Genomic DNA, 23,808 nt, shown 5'->3' on the forward strand with positions numbered 1-23,808 from the left:
GGCCGCCCGCGGGTGCAGCAATCCATTCCCGAAAGGAGGTATGCATGCGAGCGTCCGGCCGCGGACCGTCCTTTTCCCCTCGTAGGCTGTCCATGACTCCCCGGGACTGATCCCGTGGCGGGCGGCCCGTCGCAACGGCTGCTGGGGCTCCTGAACCGCTGGGTGGGGGTCCGGGAAGGGGAGGTGTGGGCCCTGGTCTGGGCCTTCCTGTACTTCTTCAGCCTCCTGGCGGCCTACTACGTGGTCCGGCCGCTGCGCGACGAGATGGGCATCGAGGGCGGGGTGGAGAACCTGCCCTGGATGTTCACCGCCACCTTCCTCGCCATGCTGGCCGCCGTCCCCCTCTACGGCGCCGCCTCGGCGCGCTTTCCCCGCCGACGGCTGGTGCCGGGGGTCTACCTGTTCTTCCTGGCCAACCTGCTGGCCTTCTACGCCGCCTTCCGCATGGCCGCGGACCCCGCCTGGGTGGCGCGGGTGTTCTTCGTCTGGGTGAGCGTGTTCAACCTGTTCGTGGTGTCGGTGTTCTGGACCTTCATGGCCGACCTGTTCACCAATGAGCAGGGGCGCCGGCTGTTCGGGGCGGTGGCCGCCGGGGGCAGCGCCGGGGCGGTGGCCGGTCCGGCGCTCGCCACCGGGCTCGTGCAGGTCCTCGGCACCCACGAGCTAATCCTCGTCTCCGCCGCCCTGCTCGCCTTCACCCTGGTGTGCATCGCCCGGCTCCTGACCCAGGCCCCCCGGCTGCGGGCGGAAGGGGAGGCGGAGGAGGAGGCCGGGGAGGACGCCGGGCCGGAGGAGACGGAGGGCGGCCTGGGGGGCGGCGCCTGGGCCGGGGTGCGGCTGCTGGCGCGCAGCCCCTACCTGCTCGGGGTGGCCGGCTACATCCTGCTGTACACCGCCACCTCCACCTTCCTCTACTTTCTGCAGGCCCACATCGTCGAGGACCATCTCGCCGATGCCGATGCCCGAACGGCGCTGTTCGCCGCCATGGACCTGGCGGTCAACATCCTCACGGTGGGCACCCAGCTCTTCGTCACCGGCCGGATCCTGTCCCGGCTGGGGGTGGGCGTGGGTCTGGCCCTGCTGCCGGGGCTCGTGGCCGCCGGCTTCGCCGTCCTGGCCTTCGCGCCCCTGCTGGGGGTGCTGGTGGTCTTCCAGGTGCTGCGCCGGGCGGCCAACTACGCCGTGGCGCGGCCCGCCCGCGAGGTGCTGTTCACGGTGGTGGGCCGGGAGGCGCGCTACAAGGCCAAGAACGTCATTGATACCGTGGTCTACAGGGGTGGCGATGCCGTCACCGGCTGGGCCTTCGCCGGGCTCACGGGCCTCGGCCTGGGCCTGGCGGGGGTGGCGGCGGTGGCCGTGCCCCTGGCGCTGGCCTGGCTGGGCCTCGGCCTGGCCTTGGGGCGGCGCCAGGAGGCCCGCGCAGCGAATCCCATCCGGTGACGGAGCAAGGAGGGCAGGGATGACCAGCACCATAGCCGGCGTGAGCCGGCGCGCGGTCCTGAAGATGATGGCCGCCGCGGGCGGACTGGCCGTCACCGGGGTGCCCCCGGTGGCGGCCCGGGAGGACATGCGGAGCCGAGCGATCCCCTCCAGCGGGGAGGAGGTCCCCGTGGTGGGCCTGGGCACGGCGCGCACCTTCAACCTGGACCCCGGCGAGGAGCGCGCGCCCCTGCGCGGGGTGCTGCGGGAATTCTTCGCCGCCGGCGGGCGGGTCATCGACACCTCGCCCATGTACGGTACCGCCGAGACGGTGATCGGCGACCTGCTGGGGGACATGGACCACCCGCAGGTCTTCTACGCCACCAAGGTCTGGACCCGGGGGCAGGAGGCGGGCATCCAGCAGATGGAGGCCTCCGCCGAGCGCATGGGCACCGACGTCATCGATCTGATCCAGGTGCACAATCTGGTGGACTGGCGGACCCAGCTGGAGACCCTGCGGCGCTGGAAGGAGGAGGGGCGCATCCGCTACCTGGGCATCACCCACCACCAGGTCTCCGCCTTCGACGACCTGGAGCGCATCATGCGCGACGAGGACCTGGACTGGGTGCAGCTGCCCCTGTCCCTGGCCACCCCCGAGGCCGCCGACCGCCTGCTGCCCCTGGCCGCCGACCGCGGCGTCGCCGTGCTGGTCAACCGGCCCTTCGAGAACGGCGGGCTGTTCCGCGCCGTCCGTGGCCGGGAGCTGCCGGAGTGGGCGGACGAATTCGGCGCCGGGAGCTGGGCCCAGCTGTTCCTGAAGTACGTCCTGGCCCACTCGGAGGTGACCTGCGTCATCCCCGCCACCAGCGACCCGGAGCACGCCGCCGACAACATGCGCGCCGGCATGGGCCCGCTCCCCGACGCCGGGCAGCGCAAGCGCATGCGGGAGCTGTGGGAGTCCCTGGCCTAGCCCGGGGGGTCAGGGGCCGACCAGGGCCTCGGGGGTATCCTCCGGCCCGGCGGCGGTCACCTCCAGGTCGCGCAGCAGGCCGTCGTTCAGGGCGTAGATCCAGCCGTGGACCTGCAGGGGCTGGCCGCGCCCCCAGGCCTCGCGCACCACCTGGGAGCGGCAGACGTTGGCCACCTGGTGGACAACGTTGAGCTCGCAGAGCCGGCTCACCCGCTCCTCCTCGTCGAGGCCGTCCAGCTCCTCCCGATGCCGGTCCGCCACGTCCCGGATCATCTCCAGCCAGCCGGTGATGAAGCCGGAGCCCCCGCCCTTCAGGGCCGCCCGGATGCCGCCGCAGCCGTAGTGGCCGGTAACGATCACATGGTGCACCTTCAGCACCTCCACGGCGTATTGGAGCACGGAGAGGTAGTTGAAGTCGTTGTGGGGGGCGAGGTTGGCGATATTGCGGTGGACGAACACCTCGCCGGGGGGGAGATTGACGATCTGGTTGGCCGGCACCCGGCTGTCGGCGCAGCCGATCCACAGGTAGTCCGGTGCCTGCTGGTGGGCGAGCTGGGGGAAGAACTCGGGGTGCTCCTCCTGGATCCCCTCCGCCCAGCGGCGGTTGTTGTCGAGCAAGCTGCGGATGTCACCCATCGAAAACGCTCCCGTGGAGGGTTTCAGGCCCGCCCGGTTCCCCAGGGTGGGCGGTAGGGGGCGGCCGGTCCATGACCTGCCTCAAGGCCTTCGCCGCATCCCGTCCCCCGGGCCGGGGGAAGGCGGTTGGTCGGGCCGGACCAAGGCTACCACCGGTGGGGCCCACAGGGGAGGGTGGAGCGCCGCGCGCCCCGTTACCTAGCGCCTTCACCGCGGGTATAATTCCCCGCAAACTGGCGGGGCCGCCGGGGGCGGCCCATCCAACCGGGAGTGAGCGATGCAACCGCTGGTAGGCCTGATCATGGGCTCGGCCTCCGACTGGGAGACCCTGCAGCATGCCGCGGAGACGCTGGAGCGTCTCGGCGTGCCCCACGAGGTGCGCGTGGTCTCCGCCCACCGAACTCCGGACCTGCTGTTCGAGTACGCCGGGGAGGCGGAGGAGCGCGGCCTGGAGGTGCTCATCGCCGGCGCCGGCGGAGCCGCCCACCTGCCCGGCATGGCCGCCGCCAAGACCGCCCTCCCCGTGCTCGGCGTGCCGGTCCAGTCCAAGGCCCTGAACGGCGTGGACTCCCTGCTCTCCATCGTGCAGATGCCCGCCGGGGTGCCCACCGGCACCCTGGCCATCGGCCGGTCCGGGGCCGTCAACGCGGCCCTCCTGGCGGCGAGCATCCTCGGCAACAAGCACCCCGGGATCCGCCAGGCCCTGCACGACTACCGGCGGGAGCAGGCCGAGGAAGTCCTGGCGCGGCCCGATCCGCGCGAGGAGGGCTGAGGTGCGCATCGGCATCCTGGGCGGCGGGCAGCTCGGCCGCATGCTGGCCCTGGCCGGGCACCCCCTGGACCTGGAGACCACCGTCCTCGACCCGGGGGAGGCGCCCTGCGGGGCGGCGGTGGCCGGCCACATCCGGGGGGACTTCGACGATTCCGGGGCCCTGGGACGGCTGGCGGACTGGGCCGATGTGGTCACCTACGAGTTCGAGCAGGTGCCGGAGGCCGCCCCCGCGGAGCTGGCGGGTCGGGTGCCCGTCCATCCCGCCCCGCAGGCCCTGGCCACGGGCCGCGACCGCCTCAACGAGAAGACCCTGTTCCGGGAGCTGGGCATCCCCACCGCCCGCTTCGCCGCCGTGGATTCCCGGGCGGACCTGGAGGCGGCCGTGGCCGACCTCGGCCTGCCCGCGGTGCTCAAGACCCGCACCCTGGGCTACGACGGCAAGGGTCAGGCGGTGCTGCGCGAGCCCGGCGACGTGGAGGCCGCCTGGGACGGGATCGGTGGGGTGCCGCTGATCCTGGAGGAGGTGGTGGCCTTCCAGCGTGAGGTGTCCCTGATCGCCGTCCGCGGGGGCGACGGCGGGCAGCGTTTCTACCCCCTTTCCGAGAACCACCACGAGCAGGGCATCCTGCGCGCGTCCCGGCCCCGGCCGGGCGACCCCCGCGAGGCGGAGGCCATGGACTACGCCGCCCGCCTGCTGGAGCGCCTGGACTACGTGGGCACCGTGGCCCTGGAGCTGTTCGACGACGGGGACCGGCTGCTCGCCAACGAGATGGCCCCCCGCGTCCACAACTCCGGCCACTGGACCATCGAGGGCGCCGAGACCAGCCAGTTCGAGAACCACCTGCGCGCCGTCTGCGGCCTGCCCCTGGGCGCCACCGACCCGGTGGGGCACAGCGCCATGCTCAACCTGATCGGCGCCCTGCCCGAGCGCGCCGACGTCCTTGCCGTCCCCGGCGCCCACCTCCACTTCTACGGCAAGGACTCCCGGCCCGGCCGCAAGGTGGGGCACATCACCGTGCGTGCCGACTCCGCGGCGGAGCTGGAAGAGCGGCTGGAGCGGGTGCGGCGCCTGCTCCCGGCCGGTTAAGCCGGCGACGGGGCAGGCAATCCCCCCTCGGCTCTCACCGGGGGATCTCCGGCAGCCTGGAGCGCCTTGGGAAGCGGGCCGGGGATCTGGACGGCCTCACACCCAGACTCCTGAAGACGGCGGTGGTTACTGCCGCCAATTACGGCCCGTGCCGCCCCCTGGCCTCTTCAAGCGGCTGCACTCCCGTGTCCAGCCGTCCCCCCAGCCCTTCATGGTGGAGGAGGGCATCCGCTCCCTCCTCCCGAGCCGGTCCCGGGGGTGCACCCCTCATCATCCATAGACGAAGCTCAATGGTCAGCTTCAAAAAACTCGAATTTTCCAAATTCGGCTTGGCCGGCAGTCTTTCCCTACCAGAGAGGGTAAGGTGGGACTTCAGTACCCTTGACCGCCAGTAGTGGGGAGACCAATGGACAGCATTCTCAGTACTGACTTCCGTCCGATGCAAAGGAGGGGGGCGGCCACGGTACTGGAGCGGATCGGGAACACGCCCTTGGCCCATCTTGAGGAGGTGTGGTGCAAGCTGGAGTTCCTGAATCCGTCCGGCTCGATCAAAGCGCGCATCGCGAAGCACATTATCGAGCGGGCCGAGGAGGCGGGTCACCTGCGCCCGGGCGATACCATCGTGGAGGCCTCCAGCGGCAATACCGGCAACGCTTTGGCCATGGTGGCGGCCGTGAAGGGATACCGCATGCTGGTGGTTCAGCCCGCGGGGATCAGCTCGGAGCGCCTGGCCCTTTCCCGGGCACTCGGGGCGGAGGTGATGGAAGTGGGGGACTTCCATGTCAACGAGGCCCTGGCCCGTGCGCAGGAGCTGGGCGAGATCGAGGGCTACTTCTGTCCCCGCCAGTTCGCCTCCGCATGGAACGTGGAGGAGAACCGGACGTGGCTGGGCCCGGAGATCCTGCACCAGCTCCCCGAGGGCGCCGTGCCCGATGCCGTGGTGGCCGGGATCGGTACCGGCGGCACCCTGGTGGGTCTGGGGCAGGCCTTTCGGGCCGTCAATCCGGATTGCCTGGTGGTGGGGGTGGAGCCGACGGAGTCCCGCACCATCGCCACCGGAACGGTGGGCCGCCACCAGATCGAGGGGATCTCCGACGGCTTTGTGCCACAGATCCTCCAGGACCATCGGGACGAGGTGGATTGCCTGGAGGCCGTTTCCAGTGCCGAGGCGGTGAGCGAGATGCGGCGGATTGCCCAGCAGCACGGCTGCTTCGTGGGGCCCAGCTCGGGGGCCCACTTGCTTGCGGCCAAGAAGCTCCAACGGGATCGGCCCGAGCTGAATACCGTGGTCACCCTGTTCTGCGACGGTGGGGAGAAATACTTCTCGGAGCATTTCCATCCGGGGGCGGTCCAGGGCGGGGAGTCGAGGGGATAAACCGCGGTTGAATCCATCAATCCCCCGCAACCACGAGGCGCTCGATGACATCGTCTGGAACGGTTATAGCGGCTTGGCCAACATGGCCGCTGAGGAGGTCGCCTGAGCGGCAAGGCCCACCACCCGGAAAGCCTCCCTGGGACACCAGGGGGGCGCTATCCATTCCTCGGAGAACCCATGGCGGAGGACGGATCGGCCGAACCGGCCTGCCCTGTTTCTACTGGTCTCCCTGGTGGGGCTGACCGGCCTGCTCGCCTTCGGCTGCCGGTTCGGCGGCCTCCAGGGCTGGCCCGGCGCGGCGAGGCACGCATGAACCGTTCCCGTCTCCTGGTGAGCGCCCTGTCCCTGGGGCTCGGCCCCGCCTGGCCGGTTGGGTGAGGGTCGGCCATGGGCTTCCGGGAGATCGTCAATGCCCTGGTTCAGATCCTGGAAGGGGCGGGGATCGCGGTCATCCTGGGCGGGTTCATCGTGGCCACCGCCGTCTATCTGGTCCGTCTGCGCCACCGGTCCTCCCATCAGGCCTACCAGGACTACCGCCAGCGCAGCGTGCGCGGCCTGATCCTGGGGCTGGAGTTCCTGGTGGCCGCCGACATCATCAAGACCGTAGCCATCGACTACACCCTGAACAGCGTCCTCATGCTCGCTTTGATCATCCTGATCCGGACTTTCCTCGTCCTGGCCCTGCACCTGGAGATCGAGGGGAGGCTGCCCTGGGCGAGCCGGGAACAGGGCGAGGCCGGCGCCCGGGGATTCCATGACCGCGAGTAGGTCCCGTCCCGTTTCCGGTGCCGCCGCGAAGGGACGAAATGGCCCTCCCGCGAGCGGGCCATCCTCGCGGTTGACCCTTCACCGGAGCCCCCTTAGGCTATCGGGAATCCCCGGGTCCTAGGCCGGGGATGCCAACCGATCCGCTCCAGGTTCCCCAGGGCCTTTGGCCCGGGGTGAAACGGGAAGTCCGGACGGCCCTCTGAGCCGAACCGGCGCTGCCCCCGCAACGGTAAGCGAGTGTTGGGCGGTCATTTGCCACTGTGCCTGCGGGCGCGGGAAGGCGAATCGCCCGGCGGCCTTCCGCCAGCTCGTCAGCCCGGAGACCGGCCTGGAGCACCGATCCGACGGCGTCGCGGGGCGCGACGTGCGGAGGCCGGCCCAACGCGCCGCTGCCCTTCCACCGGCTTCCCCCGCGCTGCCCGGAATTGCACGACCCTGAAACCGGTGCAGCGGAGGCTTCATGTCCCCTCAGTGTGCGGCTCACCGCGCCGCCCTCAAGTCGTTCCTCGGCCTGGCCCTGGGGCTTATCGCCCTGCTAACGGCCGGCCCAGGACAAGCCGCCAAATTGGTGGGCGTGGTCTCGGAGCGCTCGGCGGAGGTGGCCGCCGCCGGGGCCCACCGCCATCTGGAGGAGCACCCCGACCACGAGGTGGTGCTGAGAACCCCGGCCCAGCTCTCGGAGCTCTCCGACGCCGAGGTCGCCGAACTGTGGTCCGGGGCCGATGCCGTGTTCATGGCGGGGGTGTTTGACGAGGCCGCCGCGCGCCTGGAGCGGCTTCTGCGTCAATCCCCGCCGCCGGATGAGGCGCCGGTACTGATCGTCAGCAGCACCCGCTCCCTGGTGCGTGCCTCGCGGCTCGACGGGGAGCACCCCCTGGCCGAACTGTCCGGAGAGGGGCTGGAGGTGATCAGCGCCGACCCCGAGGCGGACGACGACCCCCTGGAGTTCACCCAAGACCTGGCTGCCAAGCATCCGGAGCAGGCCGGTTGGCTGCGGGGCCGGGCCTACTGGCGGGGACGCGGGGCGGACAACACCGCCGAGATGATGGCCTGGCTACTCTCCGAAGGCGGGGTGGATGTGGAGGCAGCGCCGCCGGCCCCGGCGGAGCCCCTGCGCTACTACCGGGACGGCCAGGTGGTGGCCGCCGACGAGCTGGACCTGCCCGAGGGCGAGCCGGCGGTGGCCGTGCTGGCCTACGACGACGGCGATCAGGCGGGCAGCCGTGCGCTGCTGGATAGCCTGTGCGGGGCCGTGGAAGAGCGGGGTCCGGCCTGCTTCGCCGTTCTGGCGCGCTGGGGTGAGGCCAGCAAGCAGGCCGTGGAGCGTCTGGAGGAGGTCAGCGCCCCTGCGGAGCTGGGGGCGGTCATCAGCCTGCAGGACTTCGTGGTGGGTGGGAGCGATGGCCGCGAGGCGGTTACCGAGACCCTTAACGGGCTGGACGTTCCCGTGCTCAAGGGCATCCGCCTCACCGACCGCACCCGCCAGGAGTGGCGGATCTCCGCGGACGGTCTGCCCCAGGACTCCATCCACTACCGCGTGGGCATGCCGGAGCTGCAGGGCGTCGGCCAGCCGTTGGTCCTCGCCGCGGCCCGGCCCGCCCACACCGATTCGCGTACCGGCCTGCGCTTCGCCACCACCCGTCCCGTGGACCGGGAGGTGGCCGCCATGGCGGAGCGGGCGACCCGCTGGGTCCACCTGCGGCGCACCGATAACGCCGACAAGCGCATTGGCGTCCTCTACTACAACCACCCGCCGGGCCGCCACAACATCGGCGCCGACAATCTGGACGTGCCGCGCTCCCTGCTGCGCATCCTGCGCAACCTCAAAAAGGCCGGCTATACCACCGGCCCGCTTCCCGAATCACATGAGGACCTGCTGGAGCGGATGCAGGAGCGCGGCGTGAACCTGCCCGAGGATCGCGAGGAGCTGGCGCGTCTGCACGGTGAGGTGCCCTCCCTCTCCGCCGCGGACTATGAGGAATGGTTCGCCGGACTTCCCGACGCCATTCGCGCCGAGATGCGCGATGGCCCCCTGGGGTATTTGCACGAGACACTGCGTGCCGCCGAGCGGGAGGGGCGCTTGGAGCTGGGCCGGGATCTCCTGGAGCGCATGCACGGTGATCTTCGCCATTTGCTGGAAGGGACGGACCACCGGGCCGCCGGGCGGGCCCGCGACCTGCTGGACCAGCTGCGCGCGGAGTATGAGGCGCTGCTGGATGAGCGGGAGGAGGCGAGCTGGGAGCGAGCGCAAGAGCTGGTGGCCGGACTGCGGGACACCGGTATCGAGGGCCTGCACGGCTGGGGCGAGGCCCCGGGCCGGGTCATGGTCCACGACAACGATATGCTCATTCCGGGGCTGCGCTTCGGCAACGTCTGGATCGGCCCCCAGCCACCCCGCGGCTGGGAGGTGAACGAGGAGCTGCTGCACGCCAACCTGGCCGTGCCGCCGCCGCACCAGTACCTGGGCTACTACCACTGGCTCAAGGAGGACTTCGGGGCCGATGCCCTGGTGCACCTGGGTCGGCACTCCACGTACGAGTTCCTGCCACGGCGTCGGGCCGGGCTCACCGAAACCGATTACTCGCGGCTCATCGCCGGGGATATCCCGGGTGTCTATCCCTACATCGTGGACGGGGTAGGGGAGGGCCTGCAGGCCAAGCGCCGTGGCCTGGCGGTGATGGTGGACCACCTGACGCCGCCGCTGTCCACCACGCCCCTGTACGACCAGCTCCTGGAGCTGCGGGGGCTGGTGGAAAGCTTCGAGTCGGCGGAAGGCCAGGGCAATACCCCGGCTCGCGAGCGAGCGCTGGATGGCATCCGTGACAAGATCGCCGAGCTGGATATGGTCTCGGAGCTGGAGTCGGAGCTGCGCGCCGAGCGGGACAACCCCGACCTGACCCTGGACGAGGTGGGTGGGGACCTCCTGGTGCACGAGGTGGGCCATCACCTCACGGAGATGCAGGAGGAATTCATGCCCCGGGGCCTCCACATCTTCGGTGCCGAGTGGAAGGCTGAGGAGCGCCGGATGATGCTGGAGTCCATGGCCGGGTCCGGGGAGATCAAGGACCAGTGGCGGGAGGGCCTGAAATCCTCCCCCGGACGGGAGGTGGACGGGCTTCTGGCCGGGCTGGACGGCCGCTTCATCGCTCCGGGCAAGGGCAACGACCCGGTCCGTACCCCCGAGGTGCTGCCCACCGGCCGCAACTTCTACGGTTTGAACGGCGACCTGCTGCCCAGCCGCGTGGGCTGGGAGATGGGCGAGCGCATGGCGGCCGATGCTCGCGAAGAAGGGAGGGACGAAGGACCGAGTGGTAGCGAGGCAGTGGTCCTGTGGGCCTCGGACACGGTGCGCGACGAGGGCGCCATGGTGGCCTTCGGCTTGGACATGCTGGGCATCAAGCCGGTGTGGAACAGCCGCGGCATCGTCGAGGACATCGAGCGCCAGCCCCTGGAGGAGGGCCGCTACCGCCGCGATGTGGTGTTCACCACCTCCGGGCTGTTCCGCGACCTGTACGGCAACCTCAACGCCTGGCTGGACAAGGCTGTGCGTCTGGCGCTTGACGGTGCCAGCCAGACCATCCGCGAAAAGCACCCGGAGCTTACCCCGGCCCTGGAAGCGGCCCTGAAGCCGCTGGGCGAGCTTCGCAGCGCCGGAACGGAGTCCCTGGAGCGCAACCAGGTGGCCGCCCACTGGGTGGCGGACGCACGGCGGGCGGTGAAGGAGGGCGCCGAGCCGGACGAAGCCGGCAATCAATCCATCCTGCGGGTCTACGGGGACGCCCCGGGCAGCTATGGCGCCGGGGTCAACCGCATGGCCGAGCGCTCCGGGTCCTGGGAGGAGCGCGATGAGGTGGCCGATGCCTACCTGCGCCGCATGGGCCACGCCTACGGCGCCGGTTCCGCCGGCGAGGCCGCCCACGGGGACTTCCGCCGCAACCTGGACCGGGTGGAGCGCACCTACCTTGGCCGGGCCTCCAATCTCTACGGCCTGCTGGACAACAACGACGCCTTCGACTACCTGGGTGGGCTGTCCATGGCGGTGGAGCAGGTTACCGGGGAGGCACCGGCCAGCCGCATCATCGACCATTCAAACCCGGAAAAGCCGAGCATGCAGAACCTTGAGGCCGCCCTCCTGGGGGAGCTCCGCGGCCGTTTCCTCAATCCGGCCTGGCTCAAGGCCCAGATGCAGCATGGCTACAGCGGCGCCCGCACCATGGGCTCCAAGTTCATGGAGCACCTGTGGGGCTGGCAGGTTACCAGCCCGGAGGTCGTCGACGACTGGGTCTGGGAGGAGGTGAAGTCGGTCTACTTCGACGACAAGCACGACCTCGACCTGGACGGGTTCCTGGCCGAGGGCAATCGCGCCCAGGTGCGCACCAACATGCTCGCCATCATGAACGTGGCCATCGCCAAGGGCTTCTGGGAGGCCCCGCAGGAAACCCGGCGGGAGCTGGCGGAGGAGCTGGCCCGGGCGGTGGTGGAGCACGGCCTGCCCGGCTCCGGCCACACCCGGCCCAAGCACCCCGTCTTCGAGCACGTGAAGGGGCAGATCGACGAGGAGCTTGCCCAGGACCTGGAGAGCAAGCTCCAGGCCGCCGGCGGCAAGCAGCCCCAGGGGGAGGAGGCGGCGGTGCGCTCGGTGACCGAGGTGGAACAGTCCCCGGAAGCCCTGTCGGAGGATGCAGAAGAGGCCGTCCCGGAGGCGACCGAAGAGGGTGCCGAGCCCGAGCAGGCCAGCCAGCCGGAGCAGGCCGGGGAGGAGCAGGCCGCCCAGGAAACCAGCCGACAGGCCCGCGACGGCGAAAGCCGATCCCAGGACCGGGAGATGCCCTGGTTCCTGTGGGCCGCGGGGGCCCTAGCCCTGATCCTGCTCATCGGCGGCTTCACCAACGGATTACGCAGCGGAGGAAGGCATGTTTGACGGGGTGCTGGTGCAGTGGATCCATGCCGGCGTGAGCTGGCTGCTGGAGCCGGTGCTCGCGGCCCTGGCGGTGCTGGTGGCCCTGGCCGTATGGGAGATGGGGCAGGCCCTGGGCGAGGGCTTCGGCGGCCTGGCCCGCCTGCGCCGCACCGGGGACCGGGAGCGGGCGGGCCGGGTGGGCCGGCGCCGAATCGAGCGGGCCGATCTCATCGCCCGCGTGGGCCCCATGCTCGGCCTCATGGGTACCCTCATCCCGCTGGGCCCGGGCCTGGCCGCCCTGGGACGCGGCGAGCTGGAGACCCTGGCCCGGGCGGTGACGGTGGCCTTCGATACCACCGTCATGGGCCTGCTGGTGGGCATCGTCGGCTTCATCCTCGGCCGGGTGCGCCGCCGCTGGTACGATTCCCTGCTCGACGCCCTGGAGGCCGGCGATGTCCGGGCGTGACTGGTCGCGGGGGCGCTTCGACGAGGCCGACGCCGAGCCCATGGGGCCCATGGCCAACCTGGTGGACATCATGCTGGTGTTCGCCGTGGGCCTGATCGCCGCCCTGGCCGCCAGCCAGGGCGGCAAGGATGCGCCCCTGAAGGAGCTGTCGCAGCAGGAGGTCACCCAGGGCCGCGAGCTGCCCGAGGTCCCCGAGGGCGTGGGCGGCTCCGGCTCCGGCTACGAGCCCATGGGCGAGGTCTACCGCGACCCGGAGAGCGGCAAGCTGATTATGGTCCAGGGCAGCGGGAGCGAGGAATGACCGCCTTCTCCCGGCCCGAGATCGACGCCGTCTACCGGGCCATCGAGCAGCGCCGGGACATGCGTCACTTCCGTCCGGACCCGGTGGACCCCGCGGTGCTCCGGCGGCTGCTGACCGCCGCGCACCGGGCGCCCAGCGTGGGCTTCATGCAGCCCTGGCGGTTCATCCGGGTTGCCGATCCGGAACTGCGCGAGGCCATCGCCGGGCTGGTGGAAGAGGAGCGCCAGCGCACCGCCGAGGCCATGGACGGGCGCAAGCAGGAGTTCCTGCGCCTGAAAGTGGAGGGGGTGCGCGAGGCGGGCGAGCTGCTGGTGGCGGCCCTGGCCGACGGCCGCGAGCGGTTCGTGTTCGGCCGTCGTACCCTCCCCGAAATGGACCTGGCCTCGGTGGCCTGTGCCATCCAGAACCTGTGGCTGGCGGCCCGCGCCGAGGGGCTGGGCATGGGCTGGGTGTCCTTCTTCGACCCGGAGGCCCTGGCCCGTCTCCTGGCCCTGCCCGAGGGCGGCCACCCCGTTGCGGTGCTGTGCCTGGGCCATGTGGAGGCCTTCTACGACGAGCCCATGCTGCAGCAGGAGGGCTGGGCCGGGCGCGAGCTCCTGGAGGAGCTGGTCTACGCCGATAGCTGGGGCAATTCGGGCGGCCTACCGGATTCCACGAACGAGATTGAGCAAGGAAACCATAAATGAGCGAAGGCCAGAGCGACGCCCGCTACCGCGAGCGCATGCAGAAGAAAAAAGAGATCATGGACGCCCGCATCGGCCAGGCCAGCGACGAGCGCGGCGTGATCATCGTCAATACCGGCACCGGCAAGGGCAAGAGCAGCGCCGGCTTCGGCATGGTGGCCCGGGCCCTGGGGCACGGCCAGCGGGTGGGGGTGGTGCAGTTCATCAAGGGCAAGTTCGCCACCGGCGAGGAGGCCTTCTTCCGCCAGTTCGACGGCGTGACCTACCACGTCATGGGAGAGGGCTACACCTGGGAGACCCAGGACCGGGAGCGGGACACGGAGATGGCCGAGGCCGCCTGGGAGAAGGCGCGGGCGCTTCTGCGGGACGAGTCCGTCAGCCTGGTGGTCCTCGACGAGCTGAATATCGCCCTCAAGAAGGAATACCTCGACCTGCCCACGGTGATCGAGGATCTGGCCGGGCGCCCGCCCATGCAGCACGTGGTGATCACCGGCCGCGGCGCGCCCCAAGACCTCATGGAGGTGGCCGACACGGTCACCGACATGCGCAAGGAAAAGCACGCCTTCGAGGCCGGGGTGAAGGCGCAGAAGGGGGTGGAGCTGTGAGCGCCACCTGCCCGGCGGTGCTCATCGGCGCGCCCGCCTCCGGGCAGGGCAAGACCACGGTCACCGCCGCCCTGGCGCGCTACCACCGCGACCAGGGCCGCACAGTGCGCGTGTTCAAGATGGGGCCCGATTTCCTCGACCCCATGATCCTGGAGCAGGCCTGTGGCCATCCGGTGGATCCGCTCCACCTGTGGATGGTGGGCGAGGACGACTGCCGGGCCATGCTGCACGCCGCCGCGCAGACGGCCGACCTGATCCTGGTGGAGGGCTCCATGGGGCTCTTCGACGGCGACCCCTCGGGCGCCGATCTGGCCGTGCGCTTCGGCCTGCCGGTGCTGGGCCTCATCGACGCCAGCGGCATGGCGCAGACCTTCGGGGCGGTGGTGAACGGCCTGGCCACCTGGCGTCCGGACCTGTCCTTCGCCGGCGTCATCGCCAACCGGGTGGGCAGCCCCGGGCACGGGCGCATGCTGGGCGAGGCCCTGCCCGATGGCATCCGCTACTTCGGCGCGGTGCCGCGCAATGAGGCGGTGGGCATTCCCGACCGCCACCTGGGCCTGGTGCAGGCCGAGGAGATCGACGATCTGGAGCAGCGCCTGGCCGCCGCCGCGAGCGCCGTGGCCGAGGCCGAGGTCACCGGGCTGCCCGACCCGGTGGACTTCGCGGCCGGCTCCCTGCCGGAGCCGGGGCCCGAGCTGGCCGGGGTGCGCGTGGCCGTCGCCCGGGACGCCGCCTTCGCCTTCATCTACCCGGCCAACCTGCGGCTGCTGGAGGCCATGGGCGCCGAGCTGACCTTCTTCTCGCCGCTGGCCGGCGAGGGCCTGCCGGCGGCGGACGCCGTCTGGCTGCCCGGGGGCTACCCGGAGCTGTACCTGGATCCCCTCGCCGCCAACGAGGCCCTGAAGGCCGACCTGCACGCCCACCACCAGGCAGGGCGGCCCATCCTGGCCGAGTGCGGCGGCTTCCTCTACCTGCTGGACACCCTGGCCGACGCCGCGGGCAACCGCGCCCCCATGGCCGGGCTGCTTCCGGGCGAGGCGCGGCTGGCGGAGCGGGTGCAGGGCATCGGCCTGCAGGCCGCGCCATTGCCCGAGGGAGAGATCCGCGGCCACACCTTCCACCACAGCCGCGCCGAGGTGGACCTGGAGCCGGTGGCGCACTGCATCCGGGCCCGGAATCGGGGCAGCACCGCGGAGGCCATCTATCGCCAGGGCCGGCTCACCGCCACCTACCTGCATGCCTGGTTCCCCTCCAATCCCGGCGCCGTGGCGGCGCTGTTCAGGCCATGAGCGGGCAGGATCCCCCCCTGAGCGAGCTCCTCTCCCGGGCGGTGCCCGGGGGCGGGGAAGACCCGGCCAGCCGGGTGGATCTGGTGGGAGCCGGGCCCGGCGATCCGGGCCTGCTCACCCTGCATGCGGTGGCCGCGCTGCAACGGGCGGAGGTGGTGCTCCACGACCGCCTGATCCCGCAGGAGGTGCTGGACCTGGCCAACCCGGACGCCGAGCGCGTCTACGTGGGCAAGGCGCGGGCGCGCCACCACTACAAGCAGGAGGAGCTCAACGCCCTGATGGTGGCCCGGGCGCGGGAGGGCCGCTACGTGGTGCGGCTCAAGGGCGGCGACCCCTTCGTCTTCGGGCGCGGCGGCGAGGAGGCGGAGGCCCTGGCCGCAGAAGGCATCCCGGTGCGGATCATCCCCGGCATCACCGCCGCGGGGGGCTGCGCCGCCTACGCCGGCATCCCGCTCACCCACCGCGACCACGCCTACCGCTGCCAGTTCGTCACCGCCCACCGCCGCAACGGCGGCACGGAGCTGGACTGGGCCGCCCTGGTGCAGCCGCAGCAGACCGTGGTGGTCTACATGGGGCTGCACGGCCTCGACAAGGTGTGCACCGAGATGGTGGAGGCCGGGGCACCGGCGACCATGCCCGCCGCCCTGGTGGAGCGGGGCACCCTGGCCGCGCAGCGGGTGGTGACCGGCACCCTCGGCGACCTCCCCGGCCGGGTGGCGGGCCTGGAGATCCAGTCGCCGGCCCTGCTCATCGTGGGCGAGGTGGTGCGGCTGCGGGAAGCCACCGAGGCCGGAGGAACAATGGATGCCGGGGCCTGAGAGAACCGTGCAGCCGGGCGGCATGCGCCCGGAAACCCCGGAAGGGGGCGGTGGCCTGCGCACCGGGCTCACCACGGGGGTCTGCGCCACCGCGGCGGCGGTGGCGGCCGCCCGCCTGGCCCTCGGGGGAGAGCCCGCGGACCCGGTCCCGGTGACCCTGCCCCGGGGCGAGCGGGTGACCCTGCCGCTCCGGGATTTTCAGGCGGTGCCGGGGGGCGCGGAGGCCGGTGTCATCAAGGACGGCGGCGACGATCCCGACGCCACCCACGGGGCACGGGTCTGGGTGCGGATCGAGCCGACTGCCGAAACGGGGGTGGCCTTCCGGGCGGGAGCCGGGGTGGGCACCGTCACCCGCTCCGGCCTGCCGGTGCCGCCGGGGGAGCCGGCCATCAACCCGGTGCCGCGGCGGATGATCACCGACCATTTGCAGGAGGTGGCCGCCGAGCTGGGCCACCCCGGAGGCTTCACCGTCACCGTGGGCGTGGACGGCGGCGAGCGCATCGCCCAGCGCACCATGAACCCGCGCCTGGGCATCGAAGGCGGCATCTCCATCCTGGGCACCACGGGGATCGTGCGGCCCTTTTCCTGCTCCGCCTACATCGCCTCCATCCATCAGGCCATCGACGTGGCCCGCGCCAACGGGCTGGACCGGGTGGCCTGCTGCACCGGGGGGACCAGCGAGGCCGCGGCGCAGGCCCGCTACGGCCTCGACGACATGGCGCTCATCGAGATGGGCGACCTGTTCGGCGCCGCCCTCAAGTACCTGCGCCAGCATCCCATTCCCGCCGTGGTCCTGATGGCGGGCTTCGGCAAGCTCAGCAAGTTCGCCGACGGCCACCTCGACACGCACAGCCGCAAGTGCGCCATCGACCTGGCCGGCCTGGCTGCCGAGGCGGAGCGGCTCGGCGCGGGGGCGGAGCTGGTGGCGCGGGTGGCCGGCGCCAATACCGCCATGGAGGCCCTGGCGGCCTGCCAGGAGGCCGGGGTCCCCCTGGCCGACCGGGTCTGCGCCCGCGCCTGGACCCAGGCCCGGCGCCTGCTGCCCGCCGCCATCGAGCTGGAGGTCTGCGCCGTGGACCGCCAGGGCCGGGTGGTGGGGCAGGCGGCCGGGGAGCCGGAGGCGCGGCCATGAGCGGGGCCGCCATTGCCCTGGAGGGCGTCGCCAAGAGCTATCCCGGCGGCCGGGTGGGCCTGGCCGGGGTGGACCTGACGGTGCCCGACGGCAGCTTCTTCGGCCTGCTCGGGCCCAACGGCGCCGGCAAGACCACCCTCATCGGCCTGCTCACCTCCCTGGTGCGGCCGGACAGCGGCCGGGTGCGGGTATTCGGCCACGACCTGGACGGCGAGGCGGTGGCGGCCAAGGAGTGCATGGGCGTGGTGCCGCAGGAGGTGAACTTCAACAGCTTCGAGCCGGTGGGGGAGATCGTGGAGACCCAGGCGGCCTACTACGGCCTGCCGCCGCGCCGGGCCCGGGAGCGGACCGGCGAGGTGCTGGCGCAGGTGGGCCTGGCCGAGCGCCGCGGGCAGACCGCCTGGGGGCTGTCGGGCGGGCTCAAGCGCCGCCTGATGATCGCCCGGGCCCTGGTGCACGAGCCCCGCCTGCTGATCCTCGACGAGCCCACCGCGGGCGTGGACCTGGAGGCCCGCCACGCCACCTGGGACCTGCTGCGCAGCCTGAACGCGGACGGCGTCACCATCCTGCTGACCACCCATTACCTGGAGGAGGCCGAGGCCCTGTGCGGGGAGCTGGCCATCCTCGACCAGGGCCGCATCCTGGCGCGGGGCGGGACCACGGACATGCTGCACGGCCTCGCCCACCAGACCCTGGTGCTGGAGCTGGCCGCGCCCGTGGAGGAGGTGCCCTGCCTGGACCCGGCCACGGTGCGCTGCCCGGATGCCTGGACCCTGGAGGTGGACCTCGCCGCCGACGAGGACATCACCGCGCTGTTCGGGCGGGTGGCCGCCGCCGGCCTGCAGGTGGCGGGGCTGCGCAACAAGCAGAACCGGCTGGAGTCGCTGTTCCTGGAGCTGGTGGGCAAGGGGGAGGCCCGGCCATGAGGACGCAGCGCTACTGGTACGCCTACCGCGGGATGGTGGTGAAGCAGACCCGCCGCTTCCTGCGCGCCTGGGTGCAGAACCTGCTGCCGTCGGTGGTCACCGCCGCGCTGTTCCTGACCATCTTCGGCCACCTGGTGGGGCGCGAGCTGAGCGGCATGGGCGGGGTGCCCTATGCGGACTTCCTCCTGCCCGGGCTGATCATCCTGGCGGTGGTCACCAATGCCTACAGCAACGTCACCCTGGCCTTCTACGGGGCGCGGCTCCAGCGCCACATCGAGGAGCTGCTGGTGGCGCCCCTGCCGGCCTGGCTGATCGTGGCGGGGTTCGCCACGGGCGGGGTGCTGCGCGGCCTGCTGGCGGGGGGGCTGGTGCTGCTGGTGGCGCTGCCCTTCACCTCGCTGCAGGTCCACTACCCGCTGGCCACACTGGGGATCGCCGTAACGAGCGCCCTGCTGTTCGCCCTGGCGGGGCTCATCAACGGCCTGTTCGCCCGCAGCTTCGACCACACCTCGGTGATCTCCACCTTCGTGCTGACCCCGCTCATCTATCTCGGCGGGCTGTTCTACCCGGTGGAGCGCCTCGATGAGCCGTGGCAGACGGTGGCGGCGGCGAACCCCATGCACTACATGATCGCCGGCTTCCGCCACGGGCTGCTGGGCACGGGCGGCTTCGACGGCACCGCCACCTTCGGCATCCTGGCGGCGGCCACTGCCGCGGTGGGCGGCCTGGCCTGGGGGCTGGTGGCGCGGGGCGTCCGCATCCGGGCGTAGGTTCAGGGTTAGTTTGCCGTTCTGGAAGCCGTATCATGAGCGGTATAACGCAAAGACTGGCTGGAGGGGCCCCTCGATGAGCATCGCGGACCGCATTTATGAGGAAGTACGGCGGCTCCCGGAGCCGCTTACCAAAGAGGTTCTTGATTTTATTGGCTACCTGGAGGCCAAGCATGGCTTGAATGAGCCGGGCCTTGAGGAGCTGAAAAAGTCCCAGGAACCAGCAATGCAGCATACCTGGGCCAATCCCGAAGACGAGGTTTGGGATGAGTGGTGAGCCTGGGGAGCTGGTTGCCATCCCTTTCCCTTACTCGGACCTGCATACCTCCAAGCGGCGGCCGGTGGTGATAATTACGCCACCCGACCGCCACGGAGACTTTTTCGGCCTTGCTGTAACCTCTGTGCCGACGCCTGAATATGGGCTAGCGATCACCTCGGATGACCTTTCTCAAGGCGAGCTCCCCAAGCTCAGTTGGGTCCGCTATGACAAGGTTTTCACATTGAGTGAAAGCACCATCGTCAAGCGGTACGGGCAGCTTAGGCCGGAGGTTTTGGGGAAAGCCCTTCAAGGTCTTTGCCAATACACCGGGTGCTAGATCCCCATGACACAAGGACGAGAGCACGGTCCCCGCGTGCGCGAGGCCTGCCCCGGGGTGGTCGCCCCCATGGCGACCGGCGACGGCCTGCTGCTGCGGCTGCGCCATCCCATCGGCGGCCTCGACCCCGAGCAGGCCCGCACCATCGCCCGGGTGGCCCGGCGGTACGGCTCCGGCGCTCTGGAGCTGACCAACCGGGCCAACCTCCAGCTGCGCGGTTTCACGGCGGAGACCCTGCCGGCCGCCCAGGAGGAGCTGGCGCGGACCGGCCTGACGGACGCGGATCCCGACCGGGAGGCGGTGCGCAATGTGGTGGCCTCTCCCGTAGCCGATGTGGACCCCGAGGCCGTGGCCGATGTCCGCCCCCTCGCCCGGGCGCTGGCGGAGGCCATCACCGCCAGCCCCGCCCTGCGCGAGCTGCCGCCCAAGGTGGGGGTGGTGGTGGACGGCGGCGGCCGGGCGCCCCTGGGTGACCTGCCCGCCGATGTGCGCCTGGAGGCGGTCGCCACGGCGGCCGGACTGCGCTACCGCCTGGCGGTGGGCGGCACCGCCCGCTCCGCCGCCGTGCTGGGCCGGGTCACCGTGGAGGGGGCCGTGCCGGCCGCGGTGGCGGTGCTGGAGCGTTTCCGCGCCCTCCGCCAGACCGCGGCCGAGCCGCCCCGGCGGTTGGCGGAGGCGGTGGACCGCTTCGGCACGGAGCCTTTCGAGGGAATGGCGGGGCTGGAGCCGGTATCCGGGGCGGAGCCGGTGGCCCGGCGCCCGGCCGCGGCCCCGGGCGATTTCCTCGGCCGCGCCCCCCAGGGCGCCTGGGTGGGCGCGGCCTTCCCCTTCGGCGCATTGAGCGCCGACCAGCTGGAAGGCCTGGCCGGGCTGGTGGAGGCCGGCTCCGGGGGCACGCTGCGCGTTACCCCCTGGCGGACGGTGCTGGTCATCGGGGCCGGTCCGGACGCCCTGCCAGCGCTGGAGGCCCTGGGCGCCATCAGCGACCCCGCCGATCCCCGGCTGAGGGTGAGCGCCTGCATCGGCGCCCCCGGCTGCGATGCGGCCGCCGCGGCTACGCGGACGGATGCGCCCACCCTGGCCGATGCGGCGGCCGATCTGCTGGAGCGGGGGGGGCGGCTCCACGTGAGCGGCTGTGAAAAGGGCTGCGGGGAGCCCGCCGCGGCCGCGGCGGTCCTGACCGCGGCCGCGGACGGCTACACCCTGAACGTGGCGGATGGCTCGGCGGAGCCGCTGCAAACGGGGCTGGCGCCGGAGGCGGCCTGGCGCTGGCTGGCCGCCCTCGGCCGGGTGGTGGCGAGCGAACAACGACAAGGAGAGCGTGTGGAGACAACCATGGAACGGTTGGGCAAGAGCACCTTGGCCGCCCGGGTCCGGTGGGAGGTGGGGCATGGCGGATAGCAGCCCCGCGGACTACATCCGCGACGGCCGGGCCATCTACGAGGAGTCCTTCGCCATCATCCGGGCGGAGGCGGACCTGGCCCGGTTCCCCGAGGACCTGGTGCCCGCGGTGGTGCGCATGATCCATGCCTGCGGCATGACCGATCTGCCCGGGGACATCGGCTTCTCCGCCGGGGTCGCGGCGTCGGCCCGGGCGGCGCTGGCCGCGGGCGCCCCCATCCTCTGCGACAGCGAGATGGTGGCTCACGGCATCACCCGCGCCCGCCTGCCGGCGGACAACTCGGTGGTCTGCACCCTGCGCGACGAGCGCGTTCCGGACCTGGCCGCCGAGCTGGGCAACACCCGCTCGGCCGCGGCGCTGGAGCTGTGGCGCCCGCAGCTGGAGGGCGCCGTGGTGGCCATCGGCAACGCCCCCACGGCGCTGTTCCGGCTGCTGGAGATCCTGGGCGAGGAATCGGCCCGCCCGGCCGCCGTGCTCGGCATCCCCGTGGGCTTCGTGGGAGCCGTGGAGAGCAAGGAGGCCCTGGCGGAAAGCCCGCTGGGGCTGGAGTACCTGACCGTGCGTGGGCGGCGCGGCGGCAGCGCCATCACCGCCGCCGCCGTCAACGCGCTCGCGAGTGACCGTATATGAGCAACGACCCAAGCGCTCGGCCGGGCACCCTGTACGGCATCGGCACCGGCCCCGGCGACCCGGAGCTGATTACCCTCAAGGCCGCCCGCCTCATCGGCGAATGCCCGGTGGTGGCCCACTTCTGCCGCCGCGGCGGCGCCGGCCAGGCGCGCCGGATCGCCGAGGCCCACCTGAAGGCCGACCAGGAGGAGCTGCCCCTGGTCTATCCGGTCACCACCGAGCTGCCCCACGGCTCCCCGGAGTACCGCGAGCGCATCGAGGCCTTCTTCGACGAGTCGGCGGAGCGGCTGGCCGAGCACCTGGCGGCCGGGCGCGACGTGGCCGTGCTCAACGAGGGCGACCCCTTCTTCTACGGTTCCTTCATGCACGCCTATCTGCGGTTGAAGGACCGCTTCCCCACCGAGGTGGTCCCCGGCGTGCCATCGCCCCTGGCCGCGGCGGCTCAGCTGCCCAAGCCGCTGACCATGCGCGATGACGTGCTGACGGTGATTCCCGGAACCCTGCCCGAGGCGGAGCTGCGCGCCGCCCTGAGCGGGGCGGATGCGGTGGTGATCATGAAGGTGGGGAGCCACCGCGACCGCATCGTCGCCCTCCTGGAGGAGCTGGGCCGCAGCGCGGAGGCCTGGTACGTGGCCCGGGCGAGCATGGCCGACGAGGCGGTCATGCCCCTGACCGAGGCCCCGGCGGAGGCGCCGTATTTCTCCCTGATCGTGCTGCCGGGCCGCGGGGTGCGCGCCGATGAGCGGTGAGGGCTGGGTGGCGGTGGTGGGCACCGGTCCCGCCGGGCCGGAATGGCTGACCCCGGAGACCGCCGGAATCCTGGAGCAGGCCACGGACCTGGTGGGCTACGGCCCCTATCTGGACCGGGTCGCCGCGGGCCACCAGCGCCGCCACGCCTCCGACAACCGGGAGGAGCTGGCCCGGGCCGGCCACGCCCTGGATCTGGCCGCCGAGGGGGCGAAGGTGGCGGTGGTCTCCGGCGGGGATCCCGGGGTCTTCGCCATGGGGGCGGCGGTGCTGGAGGCCGTGGACCGGGACACGGCGGGCCGCTGGCAGGATGTGGCCGTCACCGTGCACCCCGGGGTGTCGGCCATGCAGGCCGCCGCCGCCCGCCTGGGCGCACCGCTGGGGGCCGACTTTTGCGCCATCTCTCTGTCCGACAACCTCAAGCCCCTGGCGGTGGTGGAGCGCCGGGTGCGCCTGGCCGCCGAGGCGGGGCTGGTCATGGCCCTGTACAACCCCGCCTCCCGCGCCCGGCCCTGGCAGCTGGGCCGGGTCTTGGAGGTGCTCAGGGAGGTCCACCCGCCGGATACCCCGGTGATCTTCGCCACCGCCGCCGGCCGCGGCGACCAGGAGCGCCTCACCGTCACCACCCTGGGCGAGGCCGATCCGGCCCGCGCCGACATGCGCACCCTGGTGCTGGTGGGGATCCCCGCCACCCGGGTCCTGCAGGGGCCCGACGGCACGCTCCGGGTCTACACCCCGCGGTACTACGAGGAGGCGGAATGACCGCCGGCGGCGAGGTCTTCCAGCCACCGCAGGGCCGCGGCCGGGTCGTGGTGCAGCGGCACGCCCGCGGGGCGCTCCGGGCGCTCCACCATGACCACCGGGATGCCGCGCTCGCGGGCGGCGTCGAGCTTGCCGCGGGTGGCGTCGCCGCCGCTGTTCTTGGTCACCAGAACCTCGATGCCGTGCTCGGCCATGAGCGCCGCCTCGGCGTCCCGGTGGAAGGGGCCCCGGTCCTGGATGTAGACCGCGTCGGGCAGGGCGGGGGGCGGCTCCGGCGGGTCGATGGTGCGGATCACGTAGTGCTTGTCCGGGACCGCCTCGTAGGGGGCCAGCTCCTGGCGCCCGGTGGTCACCAGCACCCGCCGGCCCAGGGGGCGCAGCGCCTCCGCCGCGGCCCCCAGGTCGGCCACCGGGATCCAGTGGTCCCCGGCGGTGGGCTCCCAGGGCGGGCGCTCCAGCGCCGCCAGGGGCACGCCGGCCTGGCGCGCCGCGGCGGCCGCGTTGGCGGAGATGCGGGCGGCGAAGGGGTGGGTGGCGTCCACCATCGCTTCGAACCGGTTGGCCCGCAGGTAGTCCGCCAGCCCCGCTATCCCGCCGAAGCCGCCGCTGCGCTGGGGCAGATTGGAACGGGCCGGACGCGCCGTGCGCCCGGCCAGGGAAACGGTGCCGTCGAGCCGCGGATGGCCCTCCAGAAGCCGGGCCAGGGCCGTGGCCTCCGCGGTGCCCGCAAGGATCAATACCCGCATGGAAACGC

24 protein-coding genes and 1 riboswitch are annotated in these 23,808 nt (G+C 72.0%); of the genes, 22 read left to right on the forward strand and 2 right to left on the reverse strand.

Annotated elements, in window-relative coordinates:
• Positions 1-114 precede the first annotated feature (114 nt).
• Positions 115-1,440 carry an NTP/NDP exchange transporter gene (locus tag ACLFRB_RS04410; RefSeq protein WP_411067793.1) on the forward strand — a complete coding sequence of 442 codons (1,326 nt, stop codon included), beginning with the start codon at positions 115-117 and terminating at the stop codon, positions 1,438-1,440.
• A gap of 19 nt (positions 1,441-1,459) precedes the next feature.
• Positions 1,460-2,389, forward strand: coding sequence for an aldo/keto reductase (locus tag ACLFRB_RS04415; RefSeq protein WP_411067794.1), 930 nt, complete (start codon positions 1,460-1,462; stop codon positions 2,387-2,389).
• Between the two features lie 9 nt (positions 2,390-2,398).
• Here the strand turns inward: ACLFRB_RS04415 and can are convergent, their stop codons facing one another.
• Complete coding sequence (can, locus tag ACLFRB_RS04420) at positions 2,399-3,025, reverse strand: carbonate dehydratase (RefSeq protein WP_411067795.1); 627 nt, start codon at positions 3,023-3,025, stop codon at positions 2,399-2,401.
• Positions 3,026-3,302: 277 nt separating this feature from the next.
• On the opposite strand from can, the gene purE reads away from it, so the two are divergent.
• The 20 genes from purE (at position 3,303) to cobJ (ending at position 23,054) form a co-directional block, all read left to right on the forward strand.
• Positions 3,303-3,797: a 5-(carboxyamino)imidazole ribonucleotide mutase gene (gene purE / locus ACLFRB_RS04425; RefSeq protein ID WP_411067796.1), complete on the forward strand. Its 495-nt coding sequence runs from the start codon at positions 3,303-3,305 to the stop codon at positions 3,795-3,797.
• Position 3,798: 1 nt separating this feature from the next.
• The gene (locus ACLFRB_RS04430) at positions 3,799-4,884 is read left to right on the forward strand and encodes a 5-(carboxyamino)imidazole ribonucleotide synthase (protein WP_411067797.1); all 1,086 of its coding nucleotides are present in this window, start codon (positions 3,799-3,801) and stop codon (positions 4,882-4,884) included.
• Between the two features lie 439 nt (positions 4,885-5,323).
• The gene (locus tag ACLFRB_RS04435) at positions 5,324-6,259 is read left to right on the forward strand and encodes a PLP-dependent cysteine synthase family protein (RefSeq protein ID WP_411067826.1); all 936 of its coding nucleotides are present in this window, start codon (positions 5,324-5,326) and stop codon (positions 6,257-6,259) included.
• Between the two features lie 387 nt (positions 6,260-6,646).
• Positions 6,647-7,027, forward strand: a complete 381-nt coding sequence (locus ACLFRB_RS04440; RefSeq protein ID WP_411067798.1) for a DUF1622 domain-containing protein — start codon at positions 6,647-6,649, stop codon at positions 7,025-7,027.
• A 130-nt stretch (positions 7,028-7,157) separates the two neighbouring features.
• Positions 7,158-7,374: riboswitch (cobalamin riboswitch) on the forward strand.
• A gap of 113 nt (positions 7,375-7,487) precedes the next feature.
• Positions 7,488-11,948, forward strand: coding sequence for a cobaltochelatase subunit CobN (locus ACLFRB_RS04445; RefSeq protein ID WP_411067799.1), 4,461 nt, complete (start codon positions 7,488-7,490; stop codon positions 11,946-11,948).
• Positions 11,941-12,393 carry a MotA/TolQ/ExbB proton channel family protein gene (locus tag ACLFRB_RS04450; RefSeq protein WP_411067800.1) on the forward strand — a complete coding sequence of 151 codons (453 nt, stop codon included), beginning with the start codon at positions 11,941-11,943 and terminating at the stop codon, positions 12,391-12,393. Before ACLFRB_RS04445 ends, ACLFRB_RS04450 begins: the two co-directional genes overlap by 8 nt.
• Positions 12,380-12,694 carry a DUF2149 domain-containing protein gene (locus ACLFRB_RS04455; protein WP_411067801.1) on the forward strand — a complete coding sequence of 105 codons (315 nt, stop codon included), beginning with the start codon at positions 12,380-12,382 and terminating at the stop codon, positions 12,692-12,694. The genes ACLFRB_RS04450 and ACLFRB_RS04455 overlap by 14 nt, the downstream gene beginning before the upstream one ends.
• Positions 12,691-13,380 carry a 5,6-dimethylbenzimidazole synthase gene (gene bluB / locus ACLFRB_RS04460; protein WP_411067802.1) on the forward strand — a complete coding sequence of 230 codons (690 nt, stop codon included), beginning with the start codon at positions 12,691-12,693 and terminating at the stop codon, positions 13,378-13,380. Before ACLFRB_RS04455 ends, bluB begins: the two co-directional genes overlap by 4 nt.
• Entirely contained in the window at positions 13,377-13,982 is a 606-nt protein-coding gene (gene cobO / locus ACLFRB_RS04465; protein ID WP_411067803.1) for a cob(I)yrinic acid a,c-diamide adenosyltransferase, read from the forward strand. The genes bluB and cobO overlap by 4 nt, the downstream gene beginning before the upstream one ends.
• A complete protein-coding gene (locus tag ACLFRB_RS04470) occupies positions 13,979-15,271 on the forward strand; it encodes a cobyrinate a,c-diamide synthase (protein ID WP_411067804.1) in 1,293 nt (430 codons plus the stop codon). Before cobO ends, ACLFRB_RS04470 begins: the two co-directional genes overlap by 4 nt.
• Entirely contained in the window at positions 15,268-16,089 is an 822-nt protein-coding gene (gene cobA, locus ACLFRB_RS04475) for a uroporphyrinogen-III C-methyltransferase (RefSeq protein ID WP_411067805.1), read from the forward strand. Before ACLFRB_RS04470 ends, cobA begins: the two co-directional genes overlap by 4 nt.
• 22 nt (positions 16,090-16,111) lie before the next feature.
• Positions 16,112-17,221: a cobalt-precorrin-5B (C(1))-methyltransferase gene (locus tag ACLFRB_RS04480; RefSeq protein ID WP_411067827.1), complete on the forward strand. Its 1,110-nt coding sequence runs from the start codon at positions 16,112-16,114 to the stop codon at positions 17,219-17,221.
• A complete protein-coding gene (locus ACLFRB_RS04485; protein WP_411067806.1) occupies positions 17,218-18,147 on the forward strand; it encodes an ABC transporter ATP-binding protein in 930 nt (309 codons plus the stop codon). Before ACLFRB_RS04480 ends, ACLFRB_RS04485 begins: the two co-directional genes overlap by 4 nt.
• A complete protein-coding gene (locus ACLFRB_RS04490) occupies positions 18,144-18,917 on the forward strand; it encodes an ABC transporter permease (RefSeq protein ID WP_411067807.1) in 774 nt (257 codons plus the stop codon). The genes ACLFRB_RS04485 and ACLFRB_RS04490 overlap by 4 nt, the downstream gene beginning before the upstream one ends.
• 76 nt (positions 18,918-18,993) lie before the next feature.
• Positions 18,994-19,194, forward strand: a complete 201-nt coding sequence (locus ACLFRB_RS04495) for a DUF2281 domain-containing protein (protein ID WP_411067808.1) — start codon at positions 18,994-18,996, stop codon at positions 19,192-19,194.
• Entirely contained in the window at positions 19,184-19,513 is a 330-nt protein-coding gene (locus tag ACLFRB_RS04500) for a type II toxin-antitoxin system PemK/MazF family toxin (RefSeq protein WP_411067809.1), read from the forward strand. Before ACLFRB_RS04495 ends, ACLFRB_RS04500 begins: the two co-directional genes overlap by 11 nt.
• Positions 19,514-19,519: 6 nt before the next feature.
• Entirely contained in the window at positions 19,520-20,914 is a 1,395-nt protein-coding gene (cobG, locus tag ACLFRB_RS04505; RefSeq protein WP_411067810.1) for a precorrin-3B synthase, read from the forward strand.
• On the forward strand, positions 20,904-21,545 hold the full coding sequence (locus ACLFRB_RS04510; protein WP_411067811.1) for a precorrin-8X methylmutase: 642 nt from the start codon (positions 20,904-20,906) through the stop codon (positions 21,543-21,545). Before cobG ends, ACLFRB_RS04510 begins: the two co-directional genes overlap by 11 nt.
• Entirely contained in the window at positions 21,542-22,294 is a 753-nt protein-coding gene (locus ACLFRB_RS04515; RefSeq protein ID WP_411067812.1) for a precorrin-2 C(20)-methyltransferase, read from the forward strand. Before ACLFRB_RS04510 ends, ACLFRB_RS04515 begins: the two co-directional genes overlap by 4 nt.
• Complete coding sequence (cobJ, locus tag ACLFRB_RS04520; RefSeq protein ID WP_411067813.1) at positions 22,284-23,054, forward strand: precorrin-3B C(17)-methyltransferase; 771 nt, start codon at positions 22,284-22,286, stop codon at positions 23,052-23,054. The genes ACLFRB_RS04515 and cobJ overlap by 11 nt, the downstream gene beginning before the upstream one ends.
• On the opposite strand, the gene ACLFRB_RS04525 is transcribed toward cobJ, so the two are convergent.
• The gene (locus ACLFRB_RS04525) at positions 23,036-23,800 is read right to left on the reverse strand and encodes a cobalt-precorrin-6A reductase (protein WP_411067814.1); all 765 of its coding nucleotides are present in this window, start codon (positions 23,798-23,800) and stop codon (positions 23,036-23,038) included. The two genes, cobJ and ACLFRB_RS04525, sit on opposite strands and share 19 nt — an antisense overlap.
• Positions 23,801-23,808: the final 8 nt, after the last annotated feature.

Origin of the sequence: Thiohalorhabdus sp. (genome assembly GCF_046545655.1) — a bacterium.
Classification (GTDB): domain Bacteria; phylum Pseudomonadota; class Gammaproteobacteria; order Thiohalorhabdales; family Thiohalorhabdaceae; genus Thiohalorhabdus.